Below are 20,439 nucleotides of genomic sequence, written 5' to 3' on the forward strand. Positions count from 1 at the left end.
TCAGTGCTCCAGACCCAGGGAGAAGCCGGCCTCGAGGTCGGAGGAGGAGTAGGCGCGGAAGGAGATGTGGGTGGTGGTCTCCAGCACCCCGCCCACCTTGTTGAGACGGTCGGCGATGACATCGGCGAAATCCTCGTGCTGCTGCACCCGCGCGATCGCGATGAGGTCCACGTCCCCGGTGACGGAGTAGACCTCCCGGATCCCGTCGATCTCGGCGATCTCCTGGGCGACCTCGGGGATGCGACCGACCTCGGCCTTGATCATGACGATGGCAGAAATCACCTGCTCACTGTAGCCCCCGACGGTCAGCCCCACCCGAGCTCGTGCAGACGGGAGTCGTCGATCCCGAAGTGGTGCGCGATCTCGTGCACCACCGTCACCGCGATCTCGTCCAGCAGCTCCTCGCGGTCGGCGCACATGCGCAGCAGCGGACCCCGGTAGACGAAGATGCGGTCCGGCAGCTGGGCGCCCCAGTCACGCTCGGTGAGCGGGACGCCGTCGTAGAGACCCAGCAGGTCCGGCTCCTCGGGTGGGGGCTCGTCCTCGACGAGGAAGACGACGTTGTCGAGCCGGGCCATCAACGGCGGGGGGACGAGGTCCAGCGAGTCCCCGACGGCCTCCTCGAACTCCTCCACCGACATGTCCAGCGGGTCCCCCTGCTGGGACGCGGCGTGCTCGGACCCCGGACGCGACCGCGCCCCGCCGTCCGTCTCCGGGGCAGGGCGCGGTCGCTCGGGCTGGTCCTCAGCGATGGTGCGTGGGTGCCTGGACCGCGGATCCGTGCCCCTCGGAGAAATCGTCGTCACCGGTGCTGTCGTTGACCGGCGCGCCCAGCTGCGGGATCGATGGCGACTCCAGCGCGTCGTGCTCGCCGTGGTGGTGGGCCGCCGCCAGCTCGGCCGGCGTCACCGCCGTGACCGCGTCCTTGTAGAAGAAGGAGGACACCGCCGCCTGCGCGCCCGCGAGCGGGCCGCGCCGACGGGCGACGCCGCGGCTGTCGACGTCCGGGCCCTGGGTGAGACCCAGCGGCGTCGGCGTGTCGTAGTCCACGAGGGCCCAGCGCTCGAACTCGTCCAGCGGCTCGTGCGCCTCGAAGAACCGGCCCTCCGGGGTGCGGACGATGCGCCCGGTCTCGTTGCCGTGCAGGACCCGCTCGCGGTCGTGGCGCTGCAACGACAGGCACAGCCGCTTGGTGACGACGAACACCAGGACCGGGAGCACGAAGAACATGGTCCGGAAGAGGATCGTCAGGTCGTTGATCGACAACCCCAGCTTGATGGCCAGGATGTCGTTGACGCACGCCAGCGCCAGGACGAGGTACATCGAGATGGCCGCGGCACCGATCGCCGTCCGGGTCGGGGCGTTGCGCGGGCGCTGCAGGATGTGGTGCTCGCGCTTGTCGCCGGTGACCCAGGCCTCGAGGAACGGGTAGGCACCCAGGACCACCCACACGAGGGGCAGCAGGACCAGCGACCCGAGGAAGATGTTGAAGCTCCAGACGGTCCCGAACAGGGTGAACTCCAACCAGCCTGGGAGCAGACGCAGGGCACCGTCGGAGAACCACATGTAGAAGTCCGGCTGGCTGCCCGCCGTCACCTGGGTCGGGTCGTAGGGCCCGTAGACCCACACCCCGTTGATCTGCACGAGAGCCGAGACCAGCGCGGTGATGCCGAAGACGACGAAGAAGAACCCACCGGCCTTGGCGGCGTAGACCGGCATGATCGGGAAGCCGACGACGTTGTCGTTGGTCCGTCCCGGGCCGGGGTACTGGGTGTGCTTGTGGACCACGACGAGAGCCAGGTGCAGCACGAAGAGCCCGACGAGGATCGCGGGGATCAGCAGCACGTGCGCGATGTAGAGGCGCGGGATGATGGCCTCACCGGGGAACTCACCGCCGAAGACGAAGAAGGTCATCCAGGTGCCGATGACGGGCGCCGACATCATGAAGCCGTTCATCGCCCGGATGCCGGTGCCGGAGAGCAGGTCGTCCGGGAGCGAGTAGCCGGCGAAGCCCTCGATGATCGCCAGCAGCGACAGGACGACACCGATGAGCCAGTTGATCTCCCGCGGCTTGCGGAAGGCACCGGTGAAGAAGACGCGCGCGGCGTGCAGCGCGATGCCGACGATGAAGAACAGCGCCGACCAGTGGTGCAGCTGCCGGATGAGCAGTCCGCCCTTGACCTCGAAGCTGATGTCGAGGGTGGAGGCGTAGGCCTCGGACATGCCGACGCCCTTGAGCGGGACGTAGTCGCCGTCGTAGACCACGTGGCCCATGCTGGGGACGTACCAGAGCGTCAGGAACGTCCCGGTGATGAGCGCGATGATCATCGAGTACATCGCGATCTCGCCGAGCAGGAAGCTCCAGTGGTCGGGGAAGACCTTCTTCAGGGCGAAGCGCAGGCCCTTGGCCGCCCCCACCCGTTCGTCGGCCCAGACCAGCGCGCCGGGGAACTTGGCGTCCGGCGAGGACTGGTCGGTCTGGCTGGCCGGACGCTCCGGCGGGGTCTCATCGGTGCGCAGGTGACCGGCGCCCTGGGGAACGTGCGTCGTCATGACTACTCAACTCCCATCAAGCCCGGGCGCTCGCGCTCCCAGAAGCTCGGTCCGACGGGCTCGCGGAACGGTCCCGCGGCCACGATGTATCCATCGCCGTCGACCGTGATCGGCAGCTGAGGCAGGGCCCGCTTGGCCGGCCCGAAGATGACGTTGCAGTCGTCGGTCATGTCGAAGGTCGACTGGTGGCACGGGCACAGCAGGTGGTGCGTCTGCTGCTCGTACAGCGCCACGGGGCACCCCACGTGCGTGCACACCTTGGAGTAGGCCACGATGCCCTCGTAGCCCCACTCGCGCTGCTTCTGGCTCTTGATGAGGGAGGGGTCGAGGCGGACCAGGATCACCTGGTCCTTGGCCTTGGCGATCATCGCCTCCTCGGCCCCGTGCTCCTCGACCGCCTCGTGGCCCACCCAGCCGTCCGGCATGACGTGGAACACCGAGCCCTGGGTGACGTCTCCCGCCCGGATCGCCGCACCCGAGGGGTCGATCCGCAGCAGGGTGCCCTCCGCCCAGTTGGTGGTGTAGAGCCCTTGCGGACGCGGGCCCAGCCCGGCGATGACCGGGAGGACGATCGGGAGCGCGAAGAGCCCCAGCGCTCCCCCGGCCGACCCGAGGAGGGCCGAGCGCCGGTTGAGCTGGGAGCTGCGCCAGCCGTGCGACAGGGTCTGCGCCACCGCCTCGCGGTCGTCGTCTCCGGAGACCTGGGGGTGGCGCTGCTCCACCACCTCCTCGTCCGGCATCAGCGTCTTGGCCCAGTGGATGGCACCCAGGCCGATACCGAGGAGCGACACCCCCATGGTGACGCCGATCGCGAGGTGGAAGAGGTTGATCTCACCGATACCGAGGAGGTAGCCCTTGAGGTCCGGGTCGATGACGAAGTAGGCGACGACGAACGCGATGGACGCCAGCGCCGACAGGGTGAAGAGCACGACGACCTGGATCTCGGCGCGCTTGGCGGCCTTGGGGTCCCCGTCGGCGCGCCGGGGCACGTGCGGAGGAAGACCCGGGTTCTGGAACGTCTCGGACCTGGCCGGGGCGGCCGCGTCGTCGCGCATGGCGGGTGCGGTGTCGTCGTGGTGGGGGTTCGCCATACCTCAGGCCGCCTTTCGTCCGAGCCACACGGCAGCGCCGATGAAGGCCAGGATGCCGATGGTCCACGCGAAGAGGGCGTCGCCGGCCGGACCCAGGCTGCCCAGCGTGTGGCCGCCCTGGTCGTTGGCACCGTCCTCGATGCTCTTGAGGAAGGCGATCACGTCTCGCTTCTCCTCGGGGGTGATGTTCTGGTCGTTGAACACCGGCATGGACTGCGGGCCGGTGAGCATGGCCTCGTAGATGTGCTGCGCATCCACGCCCATGAGGGTCGGGGCGTACTTGCCCCTGGTCAGGGCACCTCCGGTGCCCGAGGAGTTGTGGCACATGGCGCAGTTGGTGCGGTAGACCGCCCCACCGTTGGCAGCGTCGCCCTGGGAGGCGTCGAGCCACTGCTCCTCCGGGACGTCGGGACCCGGGGCGAGGGAGTCGACGTAGACGGCGAGGGCCTCGATCTGCTCGTCGCTGAAGTGCACCTGGGAGATGTTGCGCTCGGCCTGGACGCCCGGCGCCGGCAGCGGCATCCGGCCGGTGGCCACCTGGAAGTCCACCGCGGCGGCGCCCACGCCGTAGAGGGAGGGGCCCGCCTCGCCGTTGCCCTCGGCGTTGGCGCCGTGGCAGGAGGCGCAGTTGGCAAGGAAGAGTTGACGGCCCTCGCCGAGCTGCTCCTGGGAGGCACCCTCGGCCGAGGTCCCCGGTGCCGCGCCGGTCTGCAGGGCGGCGTAGGCGGTGCCCGTGAAGGTCAGGCCCAGGAACAGGAGCATGAGCAGCGCCAGCGGGCTGCGACGGCGGGCGGCGAGGGAGCTCACTCGGCGGTCCTTCCGGGGTTCGGGGACGGCGGGACGGGGGCGGAGGTGCGGACGTCTCATTGCAGCAGGTAGATGACCGCGAACAACGCGATCCACACGACGTCGACGAAGTGCCAGTAGTAGGAGGTGACCACCGCGCCGGTGGCCTGCGCGTGGGTGTAGCGCTTGGCGGTGAAGCTGCGGCCGATGATGAGGAGGAAGGCGATGAGCCCGCCGGTCACGTGCAGGCCGTGGAATCCCGTGGTGATGAAGAAGACCGAGCCGTAGGGGTCGGCGGTGGGGGTCAGGCCCTCCATGGTCAGCGTGGCGTACTCCCAGACCTGCCCGGCGATGAAGGTCGCGCCGAAGAGATAGGTGAGGGTGTACCACTCGCGCATGCCCCAGCCGGTGTCCCCCAGCGGGTTGCCGATGTGGAACAGGCTGCCGGTGCGGTGCGGGATGCCCCGCTCGGCCTTCCACACCCCGAACTGGCACCACACGGAGGAGATGACGAGGATCATCGTGTTGATGGTGGCGAAGGTGACGTCGAGGTACTCGGTGCGCTCGGCCCACAGGTCGGGAGAGACCGAGCGGATGGTGAAGTACATCGCGAACAGCCCGGCGAAGAACATGATCTCGCTGCCCAGCCAGACCATCGTGCCGACCGCGACCATGTTGGGCCGCGTCGCCGGTCCGTGCGCGGTCGCGTGGAACCGGTCAGCGTCGCTCAGGGTTGCTGCAGGAGATGTCGCCACAGGCCCATCTTAGGCCCATCGCGGCACAGCACGCGCGGCCACCCCGCCGCACGCGCTCCCGTGCTGGCTCCGGGTCCGGCGGCTCGGTAGGATCGCCGCCATGAGCACTCCCGCGGTCCCCTCCGCCTCCGGCGGCCTCACCACCACCTCCGTCTCGGTCCTGCTCTACAGCAACGACCGCTCGGTGCGGGACGCCGTGCGCGTCGGTGTGGGTGAGCGGCCGGCCGACGACGTGGTCGTCGAGCGCTGGAAGGAGTGCGCCACGCCCGAGGTGGCCCTCATCGAGGCCAGGGACGGCGACTACGACCTGCTCATCCTCGACGGGGAGTCGCAGCCCTACGGCGGGATGGGCGTCTGCCGGCAGCTCAAGAACGAGCTGTTCGGCTGCCCCCCGGTCCTCGTGCTCACGGGTCGTCCCGGCGACGGGTGGCTCGCGACCTGGTCGCAGGCCGACGCGGTCCTCTCCCGGCCCCTGGACGAGGCCCGGCTGACGGCGGCCGTCGCCGACCTGGCCCGCCGGTGACCGAGGACGGCGCCGACCGGACGGGTGGGGCCGGCGCCGGTGCCGTCGTCACCAGCTGGGCGGACGTCCTCAGCTCGGTGACCCGGGGAGAGGACCTCTCCAGCAGCACGACCTCCTGGGTCATGGACCAGGTCATGACCGGGGCGGCCAGCGACGCCCAGCTCGGCGGCTTCCTGACCGCGCTGCGCACCAAGGGCGAGACCGCGCAGGAGATGTCCGGGTTGTCGAGCACGATGCTCGAGCACGCGCACCGGTTCGAGGTCCCGGGGCCGACCGTGGACATCGTCGGGACCGGCGGGGACCGGGCCATGACGGTCAACATCTCCACGATGTCGGCCGTCGTCATGGCGGCGGCGGGTGCGACGGTGGTCAAGCACGGCAACCGGGCCGCCTCCAGCCGGTCCGGGTCCGCCGACATGCTCGAGGCCCTCGGCGTCCGCCTCGACCTCTCCCCCGAGCGGGTCCGGCAGGTCGCGCACGAGGCGGGCATCACCTTCTGCTTCGCGCTCACCTTCCACCCCTCGATGAGGTATGCCGGGAGCGTGCGCCGCGAGCTGGGGATCGGCACCGCCTTCAACTTCCTCGGGCCGCTGACCAACCCGGCGCAACCCCGCTATGCCGCCGTGGGCTGCGCCGACTCCCGCATGGCGCCCCTCATGGCGCACGTCTTCGCCGACCGGGGCACCCAGGCGGTGGTGTTCCGCGGTGACGACGGCCTCGACGAGATCACCACCGCCACCACGAGCTCGCTGTGGTGGGCCGACGCCGAGGGCCGGGTGACGCAGCACGTGCTCGACCCTCGACGCCTCGGCCTGCCGCTGCATCTCCTGGAGGAGCTGCGCGGGCAGGACGCGGAGCACAACGCCCAGGTGGCCCGCCGTCTCTTCGACGGCGGGACGGGTGCCGTGCGCGACGCGGTGCTGCTCAACGCCGGCACGGCCCTGGCCCTGGTCGAGGCGGGCGAGTCCTCCTCGCACCCCGGCAGCGGGGAGGAGCTGGAGGGCGCGGTCCGCGACGGCATACGCCGGGCCGCCGAGGCGCTCGACAGCGGTGCCGCCGCGCAGGTCGTCCAGCGGTGGGTGGCCGCGACCCGCTGACCGGCCCGCGATAGCGTCGCGACATGCGCGCCATCATCGTGGACCAGCCCGGAGGGCCGGAGGCCCTCACCCTCGTCGACCGCCCCACCCCTGAGCCCGGCCCCGGCGAGGTGCTGGTCCAGGTGGCCGCCGCCGGCGTGAACTTCATCGACGTCTACCACCGTTCCGGCGCCTACCCCCTGCCGACCCCGTTCGTCGTCGGCAGCGAGGGGGCCGGGACCGTGCGCACGGTGGGCCCGGACGTCTCCGGGGTCTCCGAGGGCGACCGCGTGGCGTGGGCCATGTCACCGGGGACCGGGTACACCGACGAGGCCGTCGTGGCCGCCGACCGCCTCGTGCTCGTGCCGGCGGAGGTCGACCTCGAGACGGCCGCCGCCGTGATGCTCCAGGGGCTGACGGCCCACTACCTGGCCCGGACCACCTTCGAGGCCGCGCCAGGCCACACCGCCCTCGTGACCGCGGCCGCCGGAGGCGTGGGTCTGCTGCTCACCCAGCTGCTCGCCAGGGCAGGCGTCCGCGTCGTCGGGACGGTGGGCACGCCGGCCAAGGCCGAGCTGGCGCGGGCCGCCGGCGCCCACCACGTCGTGCTGTACCGCGAGGAGGACCTGGTCGACCGGGTCCGCGAGATCACCGGCGACCAGGGGGTGCACGTCGTCTACGACGGGGTGGGGAAGGACACCTTCGACGCCGGGCTCGAGCTCCTGCGCCCGCGCGGCACCATGGTGCTCTTCGGTGCGGCCAGCGGCCCGGTCCCCCCGGTCGACCCGCAGGTGCTGAACCAGCAGGGCTCGCTCTTCCTGACCCGGCCCAGCCTGGCGCACTACGTCGCCGACCGGGCCGAGCTGCTCGCCCGCGCCGACGACCTGCTTCACCTGGTCGCTGCCGGGGACCTGCAGGTGCGGGTGTCCGGGCGCTACGACCTGGCCGACGCGCAGCAGGCCCACACGGACCTGGAGGCCGGAGGCACCACCGGCAAGCTGCTCATCCTGCCCTGAGGACCGGGCGAGCCGACGTCCAGCTCTGGCGCTGCCTCAGACCGCCTTGGCGCCGCGGAAGAACTCGAAGGTCCAGCCGAGGATCGAGATCAGCAGGAAGGGCACGGCGCAGATGAGCAGCCACCACCCCACGGCGAGCCCGAGGGCCACGGCCGCGACCGAGAGCCCGAGCCAGAGCGGCCACCAGCTGTAAGGCGCGAAGTGGCCGTAGTCGCCGGACAGGTCGGCGATCTCCCCCTGCAGGTCGTCCTCGGGGCGGGCGTCCGTCTTGCGGCCGGTCACCCAGAGGTAGAAGGAGATGAACGCCGTGAAGAGCATGGTGAGGAGCAGGCCGATGATGCCGACCCACTCCTTGGGGTCGGTGAACCAGGCGTAGAGCGCCGTCGCCAGCGCGAAGAACGGCACCAGGGCGCCGAAGATCTTGACCTCTGCCCGCATCAGTCACGCTCCTTGCCGGTATAGCCGCCGGTATCGGTGCCGGTGCGACCGTCCGGGTCGGTGTCGGGACCACCGAGCAGCTGCTCGGCGACCCCCTTGTCGGGCTCCGCGGACTCCAGCGTGCCGATCTCCGGGTGGTGCAGGTCGAAGGCGGCGCGCTCGGAACGGATCCGCGGCAGCGACTCGAAGTTGTGGCGGGGCGGCGGGCAGGAGGTCGCCCACTCCAACGACATACCCCAGCCCCACGGGTCGTCGACCTCGACCTTGGGCGTCCGGAAACTCTTCCAGACCGCGTAGAAGAAGGGGAGCATGGAGGCGGCGAGCAGGAAGGACGACACGGTCGACAGCTGGTTCATCCAGGTGAAGCCGTCCTCGGGCAGGTAGTCGGCGTAGCGCCGGGGCATCCCCTGCACCCCCAGCCAGTGCTGGATGAGGAAGGTGCCGTGGAAGCCGAGGAAGAGCATCCAGAAGTGGATCTTGCCGAGCCGCTCGTCCAGCATGTGCCCGGTGAACTTGGGCCACCAGAAGTAGTAGCCCGCGAACATGGCGAAGACGACGGTCCCGAAGACGACGTAGTGGAAGTGCGCGACCACGAAGTAGGTGTCGGAGACGTGGAAGTCCAGGGCCGGGCTGGCGAGGATGACGCCGGTCAGCCCGCCGAACAGGAAGGTGACGAGGAAGCCCACGGCCCACAGCATGGGGGTGTCCATGCTGATGGAACCCTTCCACATGGTGCCGATCCAGTTGAAGAACTTCACCCCGGTCGGCACGGCGATGAGCATCGTCATGATGGTGAAGAACTCGAGCAGGACCGCGCCGGTGGCATACATGTGGTGCGCCCACACCGACACCGACAGCGCGGCGATCGCCATTGTCGCCATGACCAGCGTCTTGTAGCCGAAGAGCGGCTTGCGGGAGAAGACGGGGATGACCTCGGAGATGATCCCGAAGAAGGGCAGCGCGATGATGTAGACCTCGGGGTGGCCGAAGAACCAGAACAGGTGCTGCCAGAGCATAGCCCCGCCGTGCTCGGGGTCGAACACGTGCCACCCGTACAGCCGGTCGGCAGCCATGCCGAAGAAGGCGGCGGCCAGCACGGGGAAGGCCACGAGCACGAGGATGGAGGTGACGAGGATCGTCCAGGTGAAGATCGGCACCCGGAACATCGTCATGCCGGGGGCGCGCATGCAGAGGATCGTCGTGATGAAGTTGACGGCGCCGAAGATCGTGGCGAAACCGCTGACGGCGAGCCCGACCACCCACAGGTCCCCGCCCATCCCGGGGCTGTGCGTGGGCCCGGCCAGCGGCTGGTAGGCAAACCAGCCGAAGCTGGCGGCACCGCTGGGGGTGAGGAAGCCGCCGACCGCGATGAGGCTGCCGAAGAGGAACATCCAGAAGGCCAGCATGTTGAGCCGCGGGAAGGCGACGTCCGGCGAGCCGATCTGCAGGGGTACCAGCGCGTTGGCGAAGCCGGCGAACAGCGGTGTCGCGAACATCAGCAGCATGACGGTCCCATGCATGGTGAAGAGCTGGTTGTAGATCTCTGGGTTGTCCACGACCTGCAGCCCCGGGACGAAGAGCTCGGCCCGGATAACCAGCGCCATGAGCCCGCCGAGGATGAACCACACCATCGTGGTGACGAAGTAGAGGTTGCCGATGACCTTGTGGTCGGTCGTCGTCAGCACCCGGACGGCGTTGCGCACGAACGAGCTGCGCTCGGACACCTGCGGCGGCCTCGAGGGTGCGCCGACCTCGGGGCGCTCGGTGGTGATGGCCATCAGTTCCTCACTCCCTCGGGCAGCTTGTCCTGCTGGTCGGGCTGCAGCTCGTACTGGTCGAGGTCAGGCCCCAGCTGCCCGGTGTTGCCCGACTCCTCGAGACCGGCGATGAAGGCGTCGTACTCTTCCTCCGAGACGACCTCAACGTTGAAGAGCATCTGCGAGTGGTAGGCGCCGCAGAGCTCGGCGCACTTGCCGGCGAAGGTGCCCTCCTCGGTGGTGGTGACCTGGAAGATGTTGACCCGCCCCGGGACAATATCCAGCTTCTGCAGGAAGTTGACGACCCAGAAGGAGTGGATGACGTCACGCGAGGTGAGGACGAACTCGACCCGGCTGTCGACCGGCAGCACGAGCGTCGGGAGGGTCTCCGGGACCCCCTCCTCACCCTCGGTCAGCGCGTCGGCCTGCTCCCCGGTGACGAAGACCTGCTCGTTGACGTAGTTGAAGTCCCAGCTCCACTTCTTGCCCGCGACGTTGACGACGACGTCGGGCTCAGGCTCGGTGTCCAGCATGGCGTTTTGGAGCGGGACGGTCTGACCGAACATCGCGGCGACCATGAGGATCGGCACCACGGTGTAGAGGATCTCGAAGGGCACGTGGTAGCGGAACTGCACCGGCACGTCGTCCTCACGCCGACGCCGGTAGGCGAAGACCGCCCACAGGATGAGGAACCAGACCAGTCCCCCCACGGCCAGCGCCGCGATCCAGGTGGCGTTCCAGAAGCCGATGACGTCCGTGCCGACCTCGGTCGCGGGCTCGGGGAGGTATCCGCGGGTGACGTCGCCACACCCGGAGAGCACTGCCGTGCCCGTTCCGGCGGCGATCAGGACGACCGCCCGGCGTCTCAGGGACCCGGCCGGGGCCACTCGTCGTTCGGTCCGTGGCACAGATCCACCTCTTGCTGCTGGGACGGTCGGCTTCACGCCAGACACTCTACCCTCACCAGGTGGCTGCGGCTCTGCCACCGGGGGGTATGCCGCGCCACCGGCTGGGCAGGTCCTGTGCCACCCGGTCCCGGAGCAGGTCCAGGTAGGTCCTCCGGTCGACCGACCTGACCCCCAGCGAGCGCAGGTGGGCGGTCTGCCACTGGACGTCCAGCAGCCACGGCTCGCCGTCCTCGGACAGCACGGCGACGAGCTCGTGCAGGGCCGCCTTGGAGGCGTCGGGGGCCCGGTGGAACATCGACTCACCGGCGAAGAGGCGGCCGACCGCCAGCCCGTAGACGCCGCCGACGAGCTCGTCCCCGCGCCATACCTCGATCGAGTGCGCCCACCCCAGCTCGTGCAGCGCGCCGTACGCCTCGGCGATGTCCCGGGTGATCCAGCCGCCGTCCCGGCGAGGGTCGGCGCACCCCTCGACGACGGCGCCGAACGCCTGGTCGACGGTCGCCCGCCACCCCCGGCTCGCGCGGCGGGCGGAGCGGCTCACGTGCAGGTCCCCCGGGAGCAGCACCCCCCGGGGGTCCGGCGACCACCACCCGATGGGAGGTGCCCCGCCGTCCCCCAGGCCCATGGGGAACAGGCCGGCGCGGTAGGCCGCGAGGACGGTTCCCGGCTCGAGGTCGGCGCCGACCCCCACCAGGTCCTCCCCCGGCAGCGCACCCGCGGTGGTCAGCTCCCAGGGGGTGGGATCGGGCTCCACCGGACCTCCGGCGGCTACACCTCCGGCGGCTGCGCCGCCAGCGGCTGCGCCGCCAGCGGCTACACCGCCAGCGGCTACACCGTCACCGGCTGCGCCGGGTACTGCTCCGCGCTCGCTCCGCTCGCCCATCTTTCTCTGTTCCGCGAAACAGGCTCGCCGGCGCTCGCGTTCCGCGGGGTCAACTGAAGCTGTCTCCGCAGGCGCAGGAGCTGCCAGCGTTGGGGTTGTCGATCGTGAAGCCCTGCTTCTCGATCGTGTCGGCGAAGTCGATCGACGCGCCGTCGAGATAGGGGGCGCTCATCCGGTCCACGACGACCTCGACACCGTCGAAGTCGGCGACCAGGTCGCCGTCGAGGGTGCGCTCGTCGAAGTAGAGCTGGTAGATGAGCCCCGAGCAACCGCCCGGCTGCACCCCGATCCGCAGGCGCAGGTCGTCGCGACCCTCCTGCTCGAGCAGGCTCTTGACCTTGCCCGCCGCGAGGTCGCTGAGGGTGACGCCGTGGCTCTTGGTGGTCTGGGTCTCGGTCATGCGCTGGGGTCCTCTCGTGAGGGGAAGTCGTGCACGTGGAACGTCACCCTGGGGCGATCCTGTTCCCGTCCACGCCAGGGTACGTCACCGGGGTCCGGGCGGCGTCCAGGTCCGGGCGACCCGCCCCGCCAGGTCCGCCAGGTCCTCCCCCGGCCGCAGTCCGTAGGAACCGCTCACCCCCAGCGACATGCCCTCCCGACGACCGACCGCGACCTCGCGGGCGAGCACGACCGTGGGGGCGGCGACCTCGGAGGCCGCGCGGGCCGTGTCGGGGACCACTCCCGCGTGGACGGTCGTGTAGTCGTAGGTGTCGGTGACGAGCACGACCAGCGCCCCGCCCAGCCGGGCGCCGACGCCGAGGTCCTCGAGGAGCAGGCGGGGCCCGGTGTCGGTGCGGGCACCGAGCAGCTGGAGGGCGTACCCGATCCCCCCGGCCACCCCCGACCCCGGGGACCGTTCCGGACGGCGGGGCAGCCCGGTCAGCAGGTCCCGGGGCGGCGGCAGCAGCGCGTTGACGCGGTCGGTGAGCAGCCCCAGCTCGGTCTCCAGCCGCTGGGTCACCGCGGGAGCCACCCCCAGCTCGCCGAGCGAGGCGCTCGCCCCGTGGAACCCGAGCAGCGAGGCCTCGGTGGTCGTCGCGAGCACCAGAGCGACGTCGGACCAGCGTTCGCGGACCGCGGCCAGGTGCTGGAGATCGGCGCCGGCACCGAGCTCGGCGAGCAGGCCACGGCCGCCGTCGTGCGCGGCCGCCGGGCCGGCACCCACGACGACGCGGCCGACCCCCAGGTCACGGGCGCGGCGCAGCAGCACCCCGACCCCGGCACTGGTGAGGCCGACCGGGTCCGTCAGCCGGCTCGCGTCCACGAGGTGGCGTCCGACGACCTGCGCGGTGTCGAGGTAGGCCGAGGCCTGCTTCCCCTCGCCGACGACGGTGACCGCCGCGGGCACCTCGCGTCCGGCCGGGTCGGGCACGAGGACGGGGTGGGTGGTCGTGGGCGCGCCGGAGGACGCGGCGCGCTCGGCCACGACCGCGGCGAACCCGGCTCCCCCGTCGTGCAGCAGGTGCGCCTCGACCTGCGCGTGCGGGGCCGCCCGGCGCCAGCCCCGCGCCACGGCCTCCTCGGTGCCCGGCGGCAGCCGGTCACCGGAACGGTCGACGACGACGACCACACGTGGCGTGCGCACCCTCAGGACCCCTCGACCGCGCCGCGACTCAGGCGTAGACCATCTGCATGGCCTCGCGCACCTCGGACAACGTCGCCTCGGCCACGTCGTTCGCGTGCGCGTTGCCGACGGCGAGCACCCGCCGCAGCTCGGCCGGGTCCGCCTCCAGCTCGGCCCTGCGGGCCCGCAGCGGGGCGAGGTGCTCGTTGACCGCCTCGGTGACCACCCGCTTGAGGGCGCCGGACCCGCCGTCGCCGATCTCCTCGGCGATGGTGTGCGGGTCGCGACCGGTCGTCAGGGAGGCGAGCAGCACGAGGTTGGAGACCTCCGGGCGCGCGACCGGGTCGTAGGTGATGTGCCGGTGGGGGTCGGTCACCGCCTTCTTGACGGCGCGCGCGGTGTCGTCGGCGCTCATCCGCAGCTCGATGACGTTGCCACGGGACTTGCTCATCTTCCGCCCGTCGGTGCCGAGCAGGTTCGGCACCTCGGAGAGCAGCGCGTCGGGTGCGGGGAAGACCGGCACCGAACCGTCCCCGGCCCGGCCGTAGCGCTCGTCGAAGCGGCGGGCCACGACCCGGGTCTGCTCCACGTGCGGGAGCTGATCCTTGCCGACCGGGACGACGTTGGCCTTGCAGAAGAGGATGTCGGCGGCCTGGTGGACGGGGTAGGTGAGCATGAGACCGGTCATGGGTCGGCCCCCCGTCGCCTCCTGCTCGGCCTTCACCGTCGGGTTGCGGCGCAGCTCGGCGTCGGTGACCAGCGACAGGAACGGGAGCAGCAGCTGGTTGAGCGCGGGCACCTGGGAGTGCGCGAAGATCGTGGTGCGCGCCGGGTCGACGCCGACCGCGAGGTAGTCGGCGAGCAGCGAGAACACCCGCTCCTGGATCGAGTCGACGGTGTCCCGGTCGGTGATGACCTGGTAGTCGGCGATGAGCACCCAGGTGTCCACCCCCTGGTCCTGGAGGGCCACCCGGTTGCGCAGGCTGCCGAAGTAGTGCCCCAGGTGCAGGTGCCCCGTGGGGCGGTCACCGGTGAGCATCCGGTAGCGGGAGGGGTGGTGCTCCAGGTCCGCCCAGATCTCCTCGCTGCGGGCCGTGCTGCGGCGCAGCGAGGCCTCGGACGTGGAGTCCGACAGCGCCTCGCTGCCGGGCTCGTCCTGCGATCGGGTCGTCTGGGGCTCGGTGGTCACGACGAGTGATGGTAGCCACCCGCGCCGCCGGTGCGGCGCGGGTGGTCCGGCCTCAGCCCAGCGACTCCCGACCGTGCGGCGTGGTCCAGCCGCTGGTGTCCGGCCCCAGCGGGACCACACCGGTCGGGTTGATGTCGCGGTGCGTGGCGTAGTAGTGCGCCTTGACGTGCTCCAGGTCGACGGTCGAGCCGAAGTCCCACGTCTGCCACAGGTCCCGGGCGTAGGCCCACAGGACCGGCATCTCGGTCAGCTTGTGCCGGTTGCACTTGAAGTGCCCGTGGTAGGCCGCGTCGAAGCGCACGAGCGTCGGCCACAGCCGCACGTCGGCGAGGGTCAGCTGGTCGCCGACGAGGTAGCGCTGGTCGGCCAGCCGCTCGGAGAGCCAGTCGAGGCGGGAGAACAGCTGCTCGAAGGCCTCGTCGTAGGCCTCCTGGGAGCCGGCGAAGCCGCAGCGGTAGACCCCGTTGTTGACGTCGGCGTAGACGAGGTCGGAGACCTCCTCGATCTCGTCCCGCAGGTGCTCGGGCCACAGGTCCGGGGCATCGGGGGCGTGGTGGTCGCCCCACTCGGTGACGAGGTCCTTGACCATCTGATGGAAGTCGTTGGTCACCACCTGGCCGGTCGTGGTGTCGACGAAGGCCGGCACGGTGACGCCGGAGTCCGGGTAGCCCTCGGGGCGGGCGTCGTAGGCGTCCTTGAGCTTGGGGATGCCGAGCACCGGGTCCACGCCGCCGGGGTCGAGGTCGAAGGTCCAGGAGTCCTCGTCGTGCACCGGCCCGGCGACCGCCATGCTGATGACGTCCTCGAGCCCCAGCAGGTGACGGGTGAGGATCATCCGGTGGGCCCACGGGCAGGCCCGCGAGACGGCGAGGCGGTAGCGCCCCGGCTCCACCGGGAAGCCGTCGCGTCCGTCCTGGGTGATCCGCTCGGGGATGTAGTGGCTCTTGCGCTCGAAGCTGCCCTCGGAGCTGACGTAGCCGGACGAGCCTTCGGAGCGGGTAGTTGAATCGTCACTCATCATGGCCCCCATCATGCCCTGCACCCGCCAGCCGGTCCAGCAGGAGCGCCTCGGCCAGGCATACCCGCTCGAACTCGCCCAGGTGAAGGCTCTCGTTGGCCGCGTGCGCCCGGGTGTCCGGGTCCTCCACGCCGGTGACGAGGATGGCCGCGTCGGGGAAGCGCTCGGCGAAGGCCGCCACGAACGGGATCGAGCCCCCTACCCCGATGTCCACCGGGTCGACGCCGTCCCAGGCGTCGCGGAAGGCCGCCCGGGCGGCGTCGTAGACGGGCCCCTGCGCGTCCGCGGCGAACCCCCGGCCGTCGTCGACCACGGTGACCCGCACGTGGCAGCCCCAGGGCGCGTGCTCCTGCAGGTGGCGGGTCAGCGCCTCCGCGGCCCGCGCAGGGTCCTCCTCGGGGTGGAGCCGCATGGACAGCTTGGCCCGCCCGACCGGGGTGAGCAGGTTCGCGGCGGTCTCCACCGCGGGCGCGTCGATCCCGATGACGGTCATCGAGGGTCGGGTCCACATCCGGGACAGCAACGAGCCGGTGCCGATGGTGCGGACCCCCTCCGGCAGGCCTGCGTCCGCGCGCAGGTCGTCCTCGGAGAACTCGAGGTCGGCCGCCTCGGACGTGCGCAGACCCGGCACCGCCACGTCGCCGTCGTCGTCGTGCAGCGTGGCCAGCAGGCGGCACAGCGCGGTGAGGCCGTCGGGCACGACACCGCCGTAGAGACCGCTGTGCAGCCCGTGCTCGAGGGCTCGCACCTCCACGACCACCCGCACCATGCCGCGCAGGGTCGTCGTCAGCGCGGGCACCCCGATCTTCCAGTTGTGCGAGTCGGCCAGCACGATGGCGTCGCACTCCAGGTCCGCCCCGTGCGCCTCCAGGATGCGGGGCAGCGAGTCCGAGCCCACCTCCTCCTCACCCTCGACGAAGACGGTCACCCCCACGGGGGGCCGCCCCGCGTGCGCCCGCAGCGCGGCGACGTGGGCCATGATCCCCGCCTTGTCGTCGGCGATCCCGCGGGCGTACAACCGGTCCCCCACCTGGGTGGGCGAGAAGACCGGGGTGTCCCAGTCGGCGTCGTCGCCCGGGGGCTGCACGTCGTGGTGCGCGTAGAGCAGGACCGTCGGGGCACCCTGCGGCGCAGGGAGGTGGCCGATGACAGCCGGCCGCCCGCCCTCGCGCACCACCCGGACCTCCAGTCCTTCGGCCCGCAGCAGGTCGGCCGTGGCCGCTGCGCTGTCCTCGACGTGGCGCTGGTCGAAGGAGTCGAGCGACACCGAGGGGATGCGGGTGAGGGCCTCGAGGTCCGAGCGCACGCCGGGCATGAGCTCGGTCATCCGCGCGGCGAGCTCACCGGTCCGCTGCTGCTGCGTCGTCGCCGCCGTCGGCCGGTCGTCTTCGGTGGGGGAAGTCACGCGGCCCAGGGTAACGACGCGGGCGGTCCTGCGACGGGCGACCAGTAGACTCCCTCCTGTGCTGTTCGGGAAGAAGTCGACCGAGGTGGCCCCGGAACCGGTGACCACCGCTCCGCCGACCGACCCGGCGCGGCCGGGTGGCAAGGGCCGTCCCACCCCGCGGCGACGTGACGCGGAGGCCGCCAACCGCCGCCCCCTCGTGGTCGACCGCAAGGCGCAGACGGCCGAGCAGAAGGCCAAGGTCCGCGCCGAGCGCGCCCGGGTCCGCGCGGCCATGCTGGACGGCGAGGAGAAGTACCTGCCCGCTCGCGACAAGGGTCCCGAGCGCCGCTACCTGCGCGACGCCGTGGACACCCGGTGGAACGTCGGCGAGATCCTGCTGCCGGCGATGATCTTCGTGCTGGCCATCTCCCTGCTGCCCTTCGACTGGGCCCGTGGGGGCACCTTCCTCGTCGCCTACGCGCTCATGCTCGGTGGCATCGTCGACTGCTGGCTGCTGTGGCGTCGCACCCGCAAGCGCTTCACGACCACCTTCGGGCACGGGCCCGGGCGGGGCTCGGCGTGGTACGTCGTGCTCCGGGCCTTCCAGATGCGCCGCAGCCGCATCCCCCGGCCGGCCGTCGACCGGGGCGCCGAGCTCCGCCGCCGCTGATCCCGCCCCGGGCCGGGCCCCGCCCGCCCTCCGGGAACGGCCGGATCAGTCGGATCAGTCGGAGGCACCCCCCGAGACGAACGGCGGCTTGGTCACCTCGACCGGGACCTCACGGCCCCGGACGTCCACCACCAGCTCGTCCCCCTGCTGCACCCCGCGGTCCAGGAGAGCCAGCGCGACCCCCTGCCGGCGGGTCGGGCTGAAGGTGCCCGAGGTCACCGTGCCGACCTCGCGCCCGTCCCGGTCCAGCACCTGGCAGCCGGCCCGCGGGATCCCCCGGCCGGTGACCACCAACCCACCGGACAGCCGCGACTCCTTGGCCTCCTTCTGCGCGACCAGCGTCTCCCGGCCCCAGAACTCCGGCTTGCGCCACCCGACCGCCCAGCCGGTGCGCGCCATGACCGGCGTGATCTGCGGGGACAGCTCGTTGCCGTGCAGGGCGTAGCCCATCTCGGTGCGCAGCGTGTCCCGGGCCCCCAGGCCGCAGGCCAACCCCTCCATCGGTCCCATGGCCGCCATGAGCGCGTCCCACAGCGCGGGGGCGTCGGCCACCGCGCACACGAGCTCGTAGCCGCGCTCGCCGGTGTAGCCGGTGCGACACACCGCCACCGGGACCTCTCCCCACCGCGCCTCCACGAAGCTCATGTAGCCGTGTCCCGTCGGCAGGCCCACCGCCTCCATGACCTCGTCCACCCGGGGTCCCTGGAGCGCGAGGATGGCGTAGTCCTCGTGCTGGCCCTCCACCACGACCCCCTCCGGCCGGTCCGGCGCCTCCTGCAGCATCCGCACCACGGCGGCGGTGTTGGCGGCGTTGGGGATGAGCAGGACCTCGTCCTCCGAGCGCAGGTAGGCGATCATGTCGTCGACGACCCCACCGTCCTCGGCGCAGCACATCGTGTACTGCGCCTGACCGGGCTGGATACGGTCCAGGTCGTTGGTCAGGCAGCGGTTGAGGAAGTCCTTCGCGCCCGGGCCCGAGACCGAGGCGTTGCCGAGGTGCGAGACGTCGAACAGGCCCACGCGCTCGCGCACCGCGGTGTGCTCGGCCACGACGCCGCCCCCCGGGTACTCGATCGGCATCGACCACCCTCCGAAGTCGGCCATCTTCGCGCCGAGCGCGACATGCCTCTCGTGCAGGGGGGACGTCTTCGTCGCGGAGTCGCTCATGGGCAGCCACCCTAGTGGCTGCCCGGTGACCTAGTCTCGGTGCCGGACGACCCTCCACCCCGACGACGACAAGGACGCTCCATGGCTGCGCGCACGCCCGTGACCTTCACCGACGACGACCCCACCACCACCACCGCCGACGCCCTCGTGGTGGGGGCCGCCAAGCAGGACGGCTCCGTGGCCCTGCTGCCCGGATCCGGACTGTCCGACGAGGCGGCCACCGCGCTCCAGGAGGCGCTGGTGGCGCTGGGGGCCGAGGGTGGCCCCGAGGAGGTGACCCGGCTCACCGGGGTGGCGGGCATCGAGGCGCCCCTCGTCGTGGTCGTCGGCGTCGCGGGCCGTGGCCCGGCACCCCGCACCGAGCAGCTGCGGCGGGCCGCGGGGGCGGCCGCCCGGGCGCTGGCCGGCCGCGGGTCGGCCGTCTTCGCCCTCGGTCAGCAGGACCGGCAGGAGGCGGTCGCGGTCGCCGAGGGGGTCGCGCTGGGCGCCTACTCGTATGCCGAGCAGCACGGCGTGGGCAAGTCCGGCACGGCCAAGGCCGGGCTCGCCCGGGCCTCGGTGACCGGGTTGAGCGGCGAGGAGGCGACCGCCGCCCAGGCCGAGGTCGAGGCGCTGGTCGCGGGGGTCTGCTACGCCCGCGACCTGGTCAACACGCCACCCAACCTGCTGTTCCCGGAGAGCTTCGCGGACGACGTCGTGCGCCGTGCCGGCGAGGCCGGGGTCGAGGTGGAGGTCTGGGACCCGGAGCGGTTGGACGCGGAGGGCTGCGGCGGCATCATCGGGGTCGGGCAGGGCTCGGCACGCGGACCTCGGCTGGTCACCCTGCGGTACACCCCTGCGGGGGCGGCGAAGCACCTCGCGCTGGTGGGCAAGGGCATCACCTTCGACTCCGGCGGGCTCTGCCTCAAGCCGGGCGCCTCGATGGTGACGATGAAGATGGACATGGGCGGGGCGGCGGCCTGCGCGGCGGCGACCCTCGCGGTCGCCGAGCTCGGCCTCCCGGTGCAGGTGACGGCATACCTCTGCCTCGCCGAGAACATGACCGGTGACCTCGCGCAGCGTCCCGGCGACGTGGTGACGATGCGCGGTGGTCGCACCGTCGAGATCATCAACACCGACGCCGAGGGCCGGCTGGTCATGGCCGACGGCCTCGCCCTGGCCACCGAGCAGCAGCCCGACGCCATCGTGGACGTCGCCACCCTCACCGGCGCCTGCATCGTCGCCCTCGGCGAGCGCACCATGGGGGTCATGGGCAACGACAACGAGCTGCGGGACACCCTGGCGCGGCTCGGGACGGAGTCCGGCGACACCGCGTGGGCGCTGCCGATGCCCGAGGAGATCCGGCCCACCCTCGACAGCCCGGTCGCCGACCTCAAGCACACCGGCGAGCGCTCGGCCGGGGCCATGGTGGCAGCGACCTTCCTGCAGGAGTTCGTCGGGACCCGGGGCGAGGGCGAGGAGGCCCGGCAGATCCCCTGGGCGCACCTGGACATCGCCGGGCCCGCGTTCAACGAGAAGTCCGCCTGGGGCTACCACCCCAAGGGCGGGACCGGCGCCGGGGTCCGCCCCCTGGTGGCCCTGGCCCGCTCGCTGGCGGGCTGACCGCACCTCGCCCCCGGCACGCACGAGGGGCACCACCGCGACGCGGTGGTGCCCCT

At 71.7% G+C, this 20,439-nt stretch carries 21 protein-coding genes; 5 read left to right on the forward strand and 16 right to left on the reverse strand.

What is annotated here, in order from left to right; genetic code table 11:
- From Q0795_RS00770 to Q0795_RS00795, 6 genes are all read right to left on the reverse strand, one after another.
- Nucleotides 1–282, reverse strand: coding sequence for an Lrp/AsnC ligand binding domain-containing protein (locus Q0795_RS00770; protein ID WP_298885400.1), 282 nt, complete (start codon nt 280–282; stop codon nt 1–3).
- Between the two features lie 23 nt (nt 283–305).
- Nucleotides 306–641, reverse strand: a complete 336-nt coding sequence (locus Q0795_RS00775; protein ID WP_298885402.1) for a metallopeptidase family protein — start codon at nt 639–641, stop codon at nt 306–308.
- A 103-nt stretch (nt 642–744) separates the two neighbouring features.
- Complete coding sequence (locus tag Q0795_RS00780; RefSeq protein ID WP_298885404.1) at nt 745–2,553, reverse strand: ubiquinol-cytochrome c reductase cytochrome b subunit; 1,809 nt, start codon at nt 2,551–2,553, stop codon at nt 745–747.
- Nucleotides 2,554–2,555: 2 nt separating this feature from the next.
- Complete coding sequence (locus Q0795_RS00785) at nt 2,556–3,644, reverse strand: ubiquinol-cytochrome c reductase iron-sulfur subunit (protein ID WP_298885406.1); 1,089 nt, start codon at nt 3,642–3,644, stop codon at nt 2,556–2,558.
- Nucleotides 3,645–3,647: 3 nt separating this feature from the next.
- Nucleotides 3,648–4,451: a cytochrome c gene (locus tag Q0795_RS00790; RefSeq protein ID WP_298885408.1), complete on the reverse strand. Its 804-nt coding sequence runs from the start codon at nt 4,449–4,451 to the stop codon at nt 3,648–3,650.
- A gap of 56 nt (nt 4,452–4,507) precedes the next feature.
- Entirely contained in the window at nt 4,508–5,104 is a 597-nt protein-coding gene (locus Q0795_RS00795) for a heme-copper oxidase subunit III (protein ID WP_174964972.1), read from the reverse strand.
- A gap of 181 nt (nt 5,105–5,285) precedes the next feature.
- Between Q0795_RS00795 and Q0795_RS00800 the strand changes: the two genes are divergently transcribed.
- From Q0795_RS00800 to Q0795_RS00810, 3 genes are read left to right on the forward strand one after another with little or no spacing between them, the layout of a single operon-like run.
- A complete protein-coding gene (locus Q0795_RS00800) occupies nt 5,286–5,708 on the forward strand; it encodes a hypothetical protein (RefSeq protein WP_298885409.1) in 423 nt (140 codons plus the stop codon).
- Nucleotides 5,705–6,805: an anthranilate phosphoribosyltransferase gene (trpD, locus tag Q0795_RS00805; protein ID WP_298885411.1), complete on the forward strand. Its 1,101-nt coding sequence runs from the start codon at nt 5,705–5,707 to the stop codon at nt 6,803–6,805. Before Q0795_RS00800 ends, trpD begins: the two co-directional genes overlap by 4 nt.
- Before the next feature lie 23 nt (nt 6,806–6,828).
- Nucleotides 6,829–7,800, forward strand: coding sequence for a quinone oxidoreductase (locus Q0795_RS00810; protein ID WP_298885413.1), 972 nt, complete (start codon nt 6,829–6,831; stop codon nt 7,798–7,800).
- Between the two features lie 36 nt (nt 7,801–7,836).
- Here the strand turns inward: Q0795_RS00810 and Q0795_RS00815 are convergent, their stop codons facing one another.
- The 9 genes from Q0795_RS00815 to Q0795_RS00855 all read right to left on the reverse strand — a co-directional run bounded on the left by Q0795_RS00815 (nt 7,837) and on the right by Q0795_RS00855 (nt 16,962).
- Nucleotides 7,837–8,238 carry a cytochrome c oxidase subunit 4 gene (locus Q0795_RS00815; protein WP_298746032.1) on the reverse strand — a complete coding sequence of 134 codons (402 nt, stop codon included), beginning with the start codon at nt 8,236–8,238 and terminating at the stop codon, nt 7,837–7,839.
- Entirely contained in the window at nt 8,238–10,016 is a 1,779-nt protein-coding gene (ctaD, locus tag Q0795_RS00820) for a cytochrome c oxidase subunit I (RefSeq protein WP_298746030.1), read from the reverse strand. Before ctaD ends, Q0795_RS00815 begins: the two co-directional genes overlap by 1 nt.
- Nucleotides 10,016–10,816: a cytochrome c oxidase subunit II gene (gene coxB, locus Q0795_RS00825; protein ID WP_298746028.1), complete on the reverse strand. Its 801-nt coding sequence runs from the start codon at nt 10,814–10,816 to the stop codon at nt 10,016–10,018. Before coxB ends, ctaD begins: the two co-directional genes overlap by 1 nt.
- 139 nt (nt 10,817–10,955) lie before the next feature.
- Nucleotides 10,956–11,657 (reverse strand): leucyl/phenylalanyl-tRNA--protein transferase, encoded by a 702-nt coding sequence (gene aat / locus Q0795_RS00830; RefSeq protein WP_298885415.1) that lies wholly within the window; start codon nt 11,655–11,657, stop codon nt 10,956–10,958.
- 178 nt (nt 11,658–11,835) lie between these two features.
- A complete protein-coding gene (locus Q0795_RS00835) occupies nt 11,836–12,186 on the reverse strand; it encodes an iron-sulfur cluster assembly accessory protein (protein WP_298746024.1) in 351 nt (116 codons plus the stop codon).
- Between the two features lie 84 nt (nt 12,187–12,270).
- The gene (locus Q0795_RS00840) at nt 12,271–13,371 is read right to left on the reverse strand and encodes a glycerate kinase (RefSeq protein WP_298885417.1); all 1,101 of its coding nucleotides are present in this window, start codon (nt 13,369–13,371) and stop codon (nt 12,271–12,273) included.
- Nucleotides 13,372–13,399: 28 nt separating this feature from the next.
- The gene (gene trpS / locus Q0795_RS00845) at nt 13,400–14,485 is read right to left on the reverse strand and encodes a tryptophan--tRNA ligase (protein WP_298885765.1); all 1,086 of its coding nucleotides are present in this window, start codon (nt 14,483–14,485) and stop codon (nt 13,400–13,402) included.
- Nucleotides 14,486–14,591: 106 nt separating this feature from the next.
- Nucleotides 14,592–15,560 (reverse strand): glutathione S-transferase C-terminal domain-containing protein, encoded by a 969-nt coding sequence (locus Q0795_RS00850; protein WP_366942439.1) that lies wholly within the window; start codon nt 15,558–15,560, stop codon nt 14,592–14,594.
- Nucleotides 15,550–16,962: a dipeptidase gene (locus Q0795_RS00855; RefSeq protein ID WP_298885419.1), complete on the reverse strand. Its 1,413-nt coding sequence runs from the start codon at nt 16,960–16,962 to the stop codon at nt 15,550–15,552. Before Q0795_RS00855 ends, Q0795_RS00850 begins: the two co-directional genes overlap by 11 nt.
- Nucleotides 16,963–17,020: 58 nt before the next feature.
- Here Q0795_RS00855 and Q0795_RS00860 point away from each other — a divergent pair, with 58 nt between their 5' ends.
- The gene (locus Q0795_RS00860; RefSeq protein ID WP_298885421.1) at nt 17,021–17,614 is read left to right on the forward strand and encodes a DUF3043 domain-containing protein; all 594 of its coding nucleotides are present in this window, start codon (nt 17,021–17,023) and stop codon (nt 17,612–17,614) included.
- A gap of 54 nt (nt 17,615–17,668) precedes the next feature.
- Here Q0795_RS00860 and gcvT read toward each other — a convergent pair whose 3' ends face one another.
- Nucleotides 17,669–18,781: a glycine cleavage system aminomethyltransferase GcvT gene (gcvT, locus tag Q0795_RS00865; protein ID WP_298885424.1), complete on the reverse strand. Its 1,113-nt coding sequence runs from the start codon at nt 18,779–18,781 to the stop codon at nt 17,669–17,671.
- Between the two features lie 81 nt (nt 18,782–18,862).
- Between gcvT and Q0795_RS00870 the strand changes: the two genes are divergently transcribed.
- Nucleotides 18,863–20,383, forward strand: a complete 1,521-nt coding sequence (locus Q0795_RS00870; RefSeq protein ID WP_298885426.1) for a leucyl aminopeptidase — start codon at nt 18,863–18,865, stop codon at nt 20,381–20,383.
- Nucleotides 20,384–20,439: the final 56 nt, after the last annotated feature.

The sequence above is a fragment of the uncultured Serinicoccus sp. genome, assembly GCF_947487915.1.
GTDB lineage: Bacteria > Actinomycetota > Actinomycetes > Actinomycetales > Dermatophilaceae > Ornithinicoccus.

Bases quoted from the DNA above. Each gene is read 5' to 3' on its own strand.
- Q0795_RS00870 (WP_298885426.1), top strand. From the start codon at position 18,863: ATGGCTGCGCGCACGCCCGTGACCTTCACCGACGACGACCCCACCACC.
- Q0795_RS00850 (WP_366942439.1), bottom strand. From the start codon at position 15,560: ATGATGAGTGACGATTCAACTACCCGCTCCGAAGGCTCGTCCGGCTAC.
- Q0795_RS00815 (WP_298746032.1), bottom strand. From the start codon at position 8,238: ATGCGGGCAGAGGTCAAGATCTTCGGCGCCCTGGTGCCGTTCTTCGCG.
- ctaD (WP_298746030.1), bottom strand. From the start codon at position 10,016: ATGGCCATCACCACCGAGCGCCCCGAGGTCGGCGCACCCTCGAGGCCG.
- Q0795_RS00800 (WP_298885409.1), top strand. From the start codon at position 5,286: ATGAGCACTCCCGCGGTCCCCTCCGCCTCCGGCGGCCTCACCACCACC.
- Q0795_RS00780 (WP_298885404.1), bottom strand. From the start codon at position 2,553: ATGACGACGCACGTTCCCCAGGGCGCCGGTCACCTGCGCACCGATGAG.
- Q0795_RS00795 (WP_174964972.1), bottom strand. From the start codon at position 5,104: ATGGTCGCGGTCGGCACGATGGTCTGGCTGGGCAGCGAGATCATGTTC.
- Q0795_RS00785 (WP_298885406.1), bottom strand. From the start codon at position 3,644: ATGGCGAACCCCCACCACGACGACACCGCACCCGCCATGCGCGACGAC.
- Q0795_RS00835 (WP_298746024.1), bottom strand. From the start codon at position 12,186: ATGACCGAGACCCAGACCACCAAGAGCCACGGCGTCACCCTCAGCGAC.
- Q0795_RS00810 (WP_298885413.1), top strand. From the start codon at position 6,829: ATGCGCGCCATCATCGTGGACCAGCCCGGAGGGCCGGAGGCCCTCACC.
- gcvT (WP_298885424.1), bottom strand. From the start codon at position 18,781: ATGAGCGACTCCGCGACGAAGACGTCCCCCCTGCACGAGAGGCATGTC.
- Q0795_RS00775 (WP_298885402.1), bottom strand. From the start codon at position 641: ATGTCGGTGGAGGAGTTCGAGGAGGCCGTCGGGGACTCGCTGGACCTC.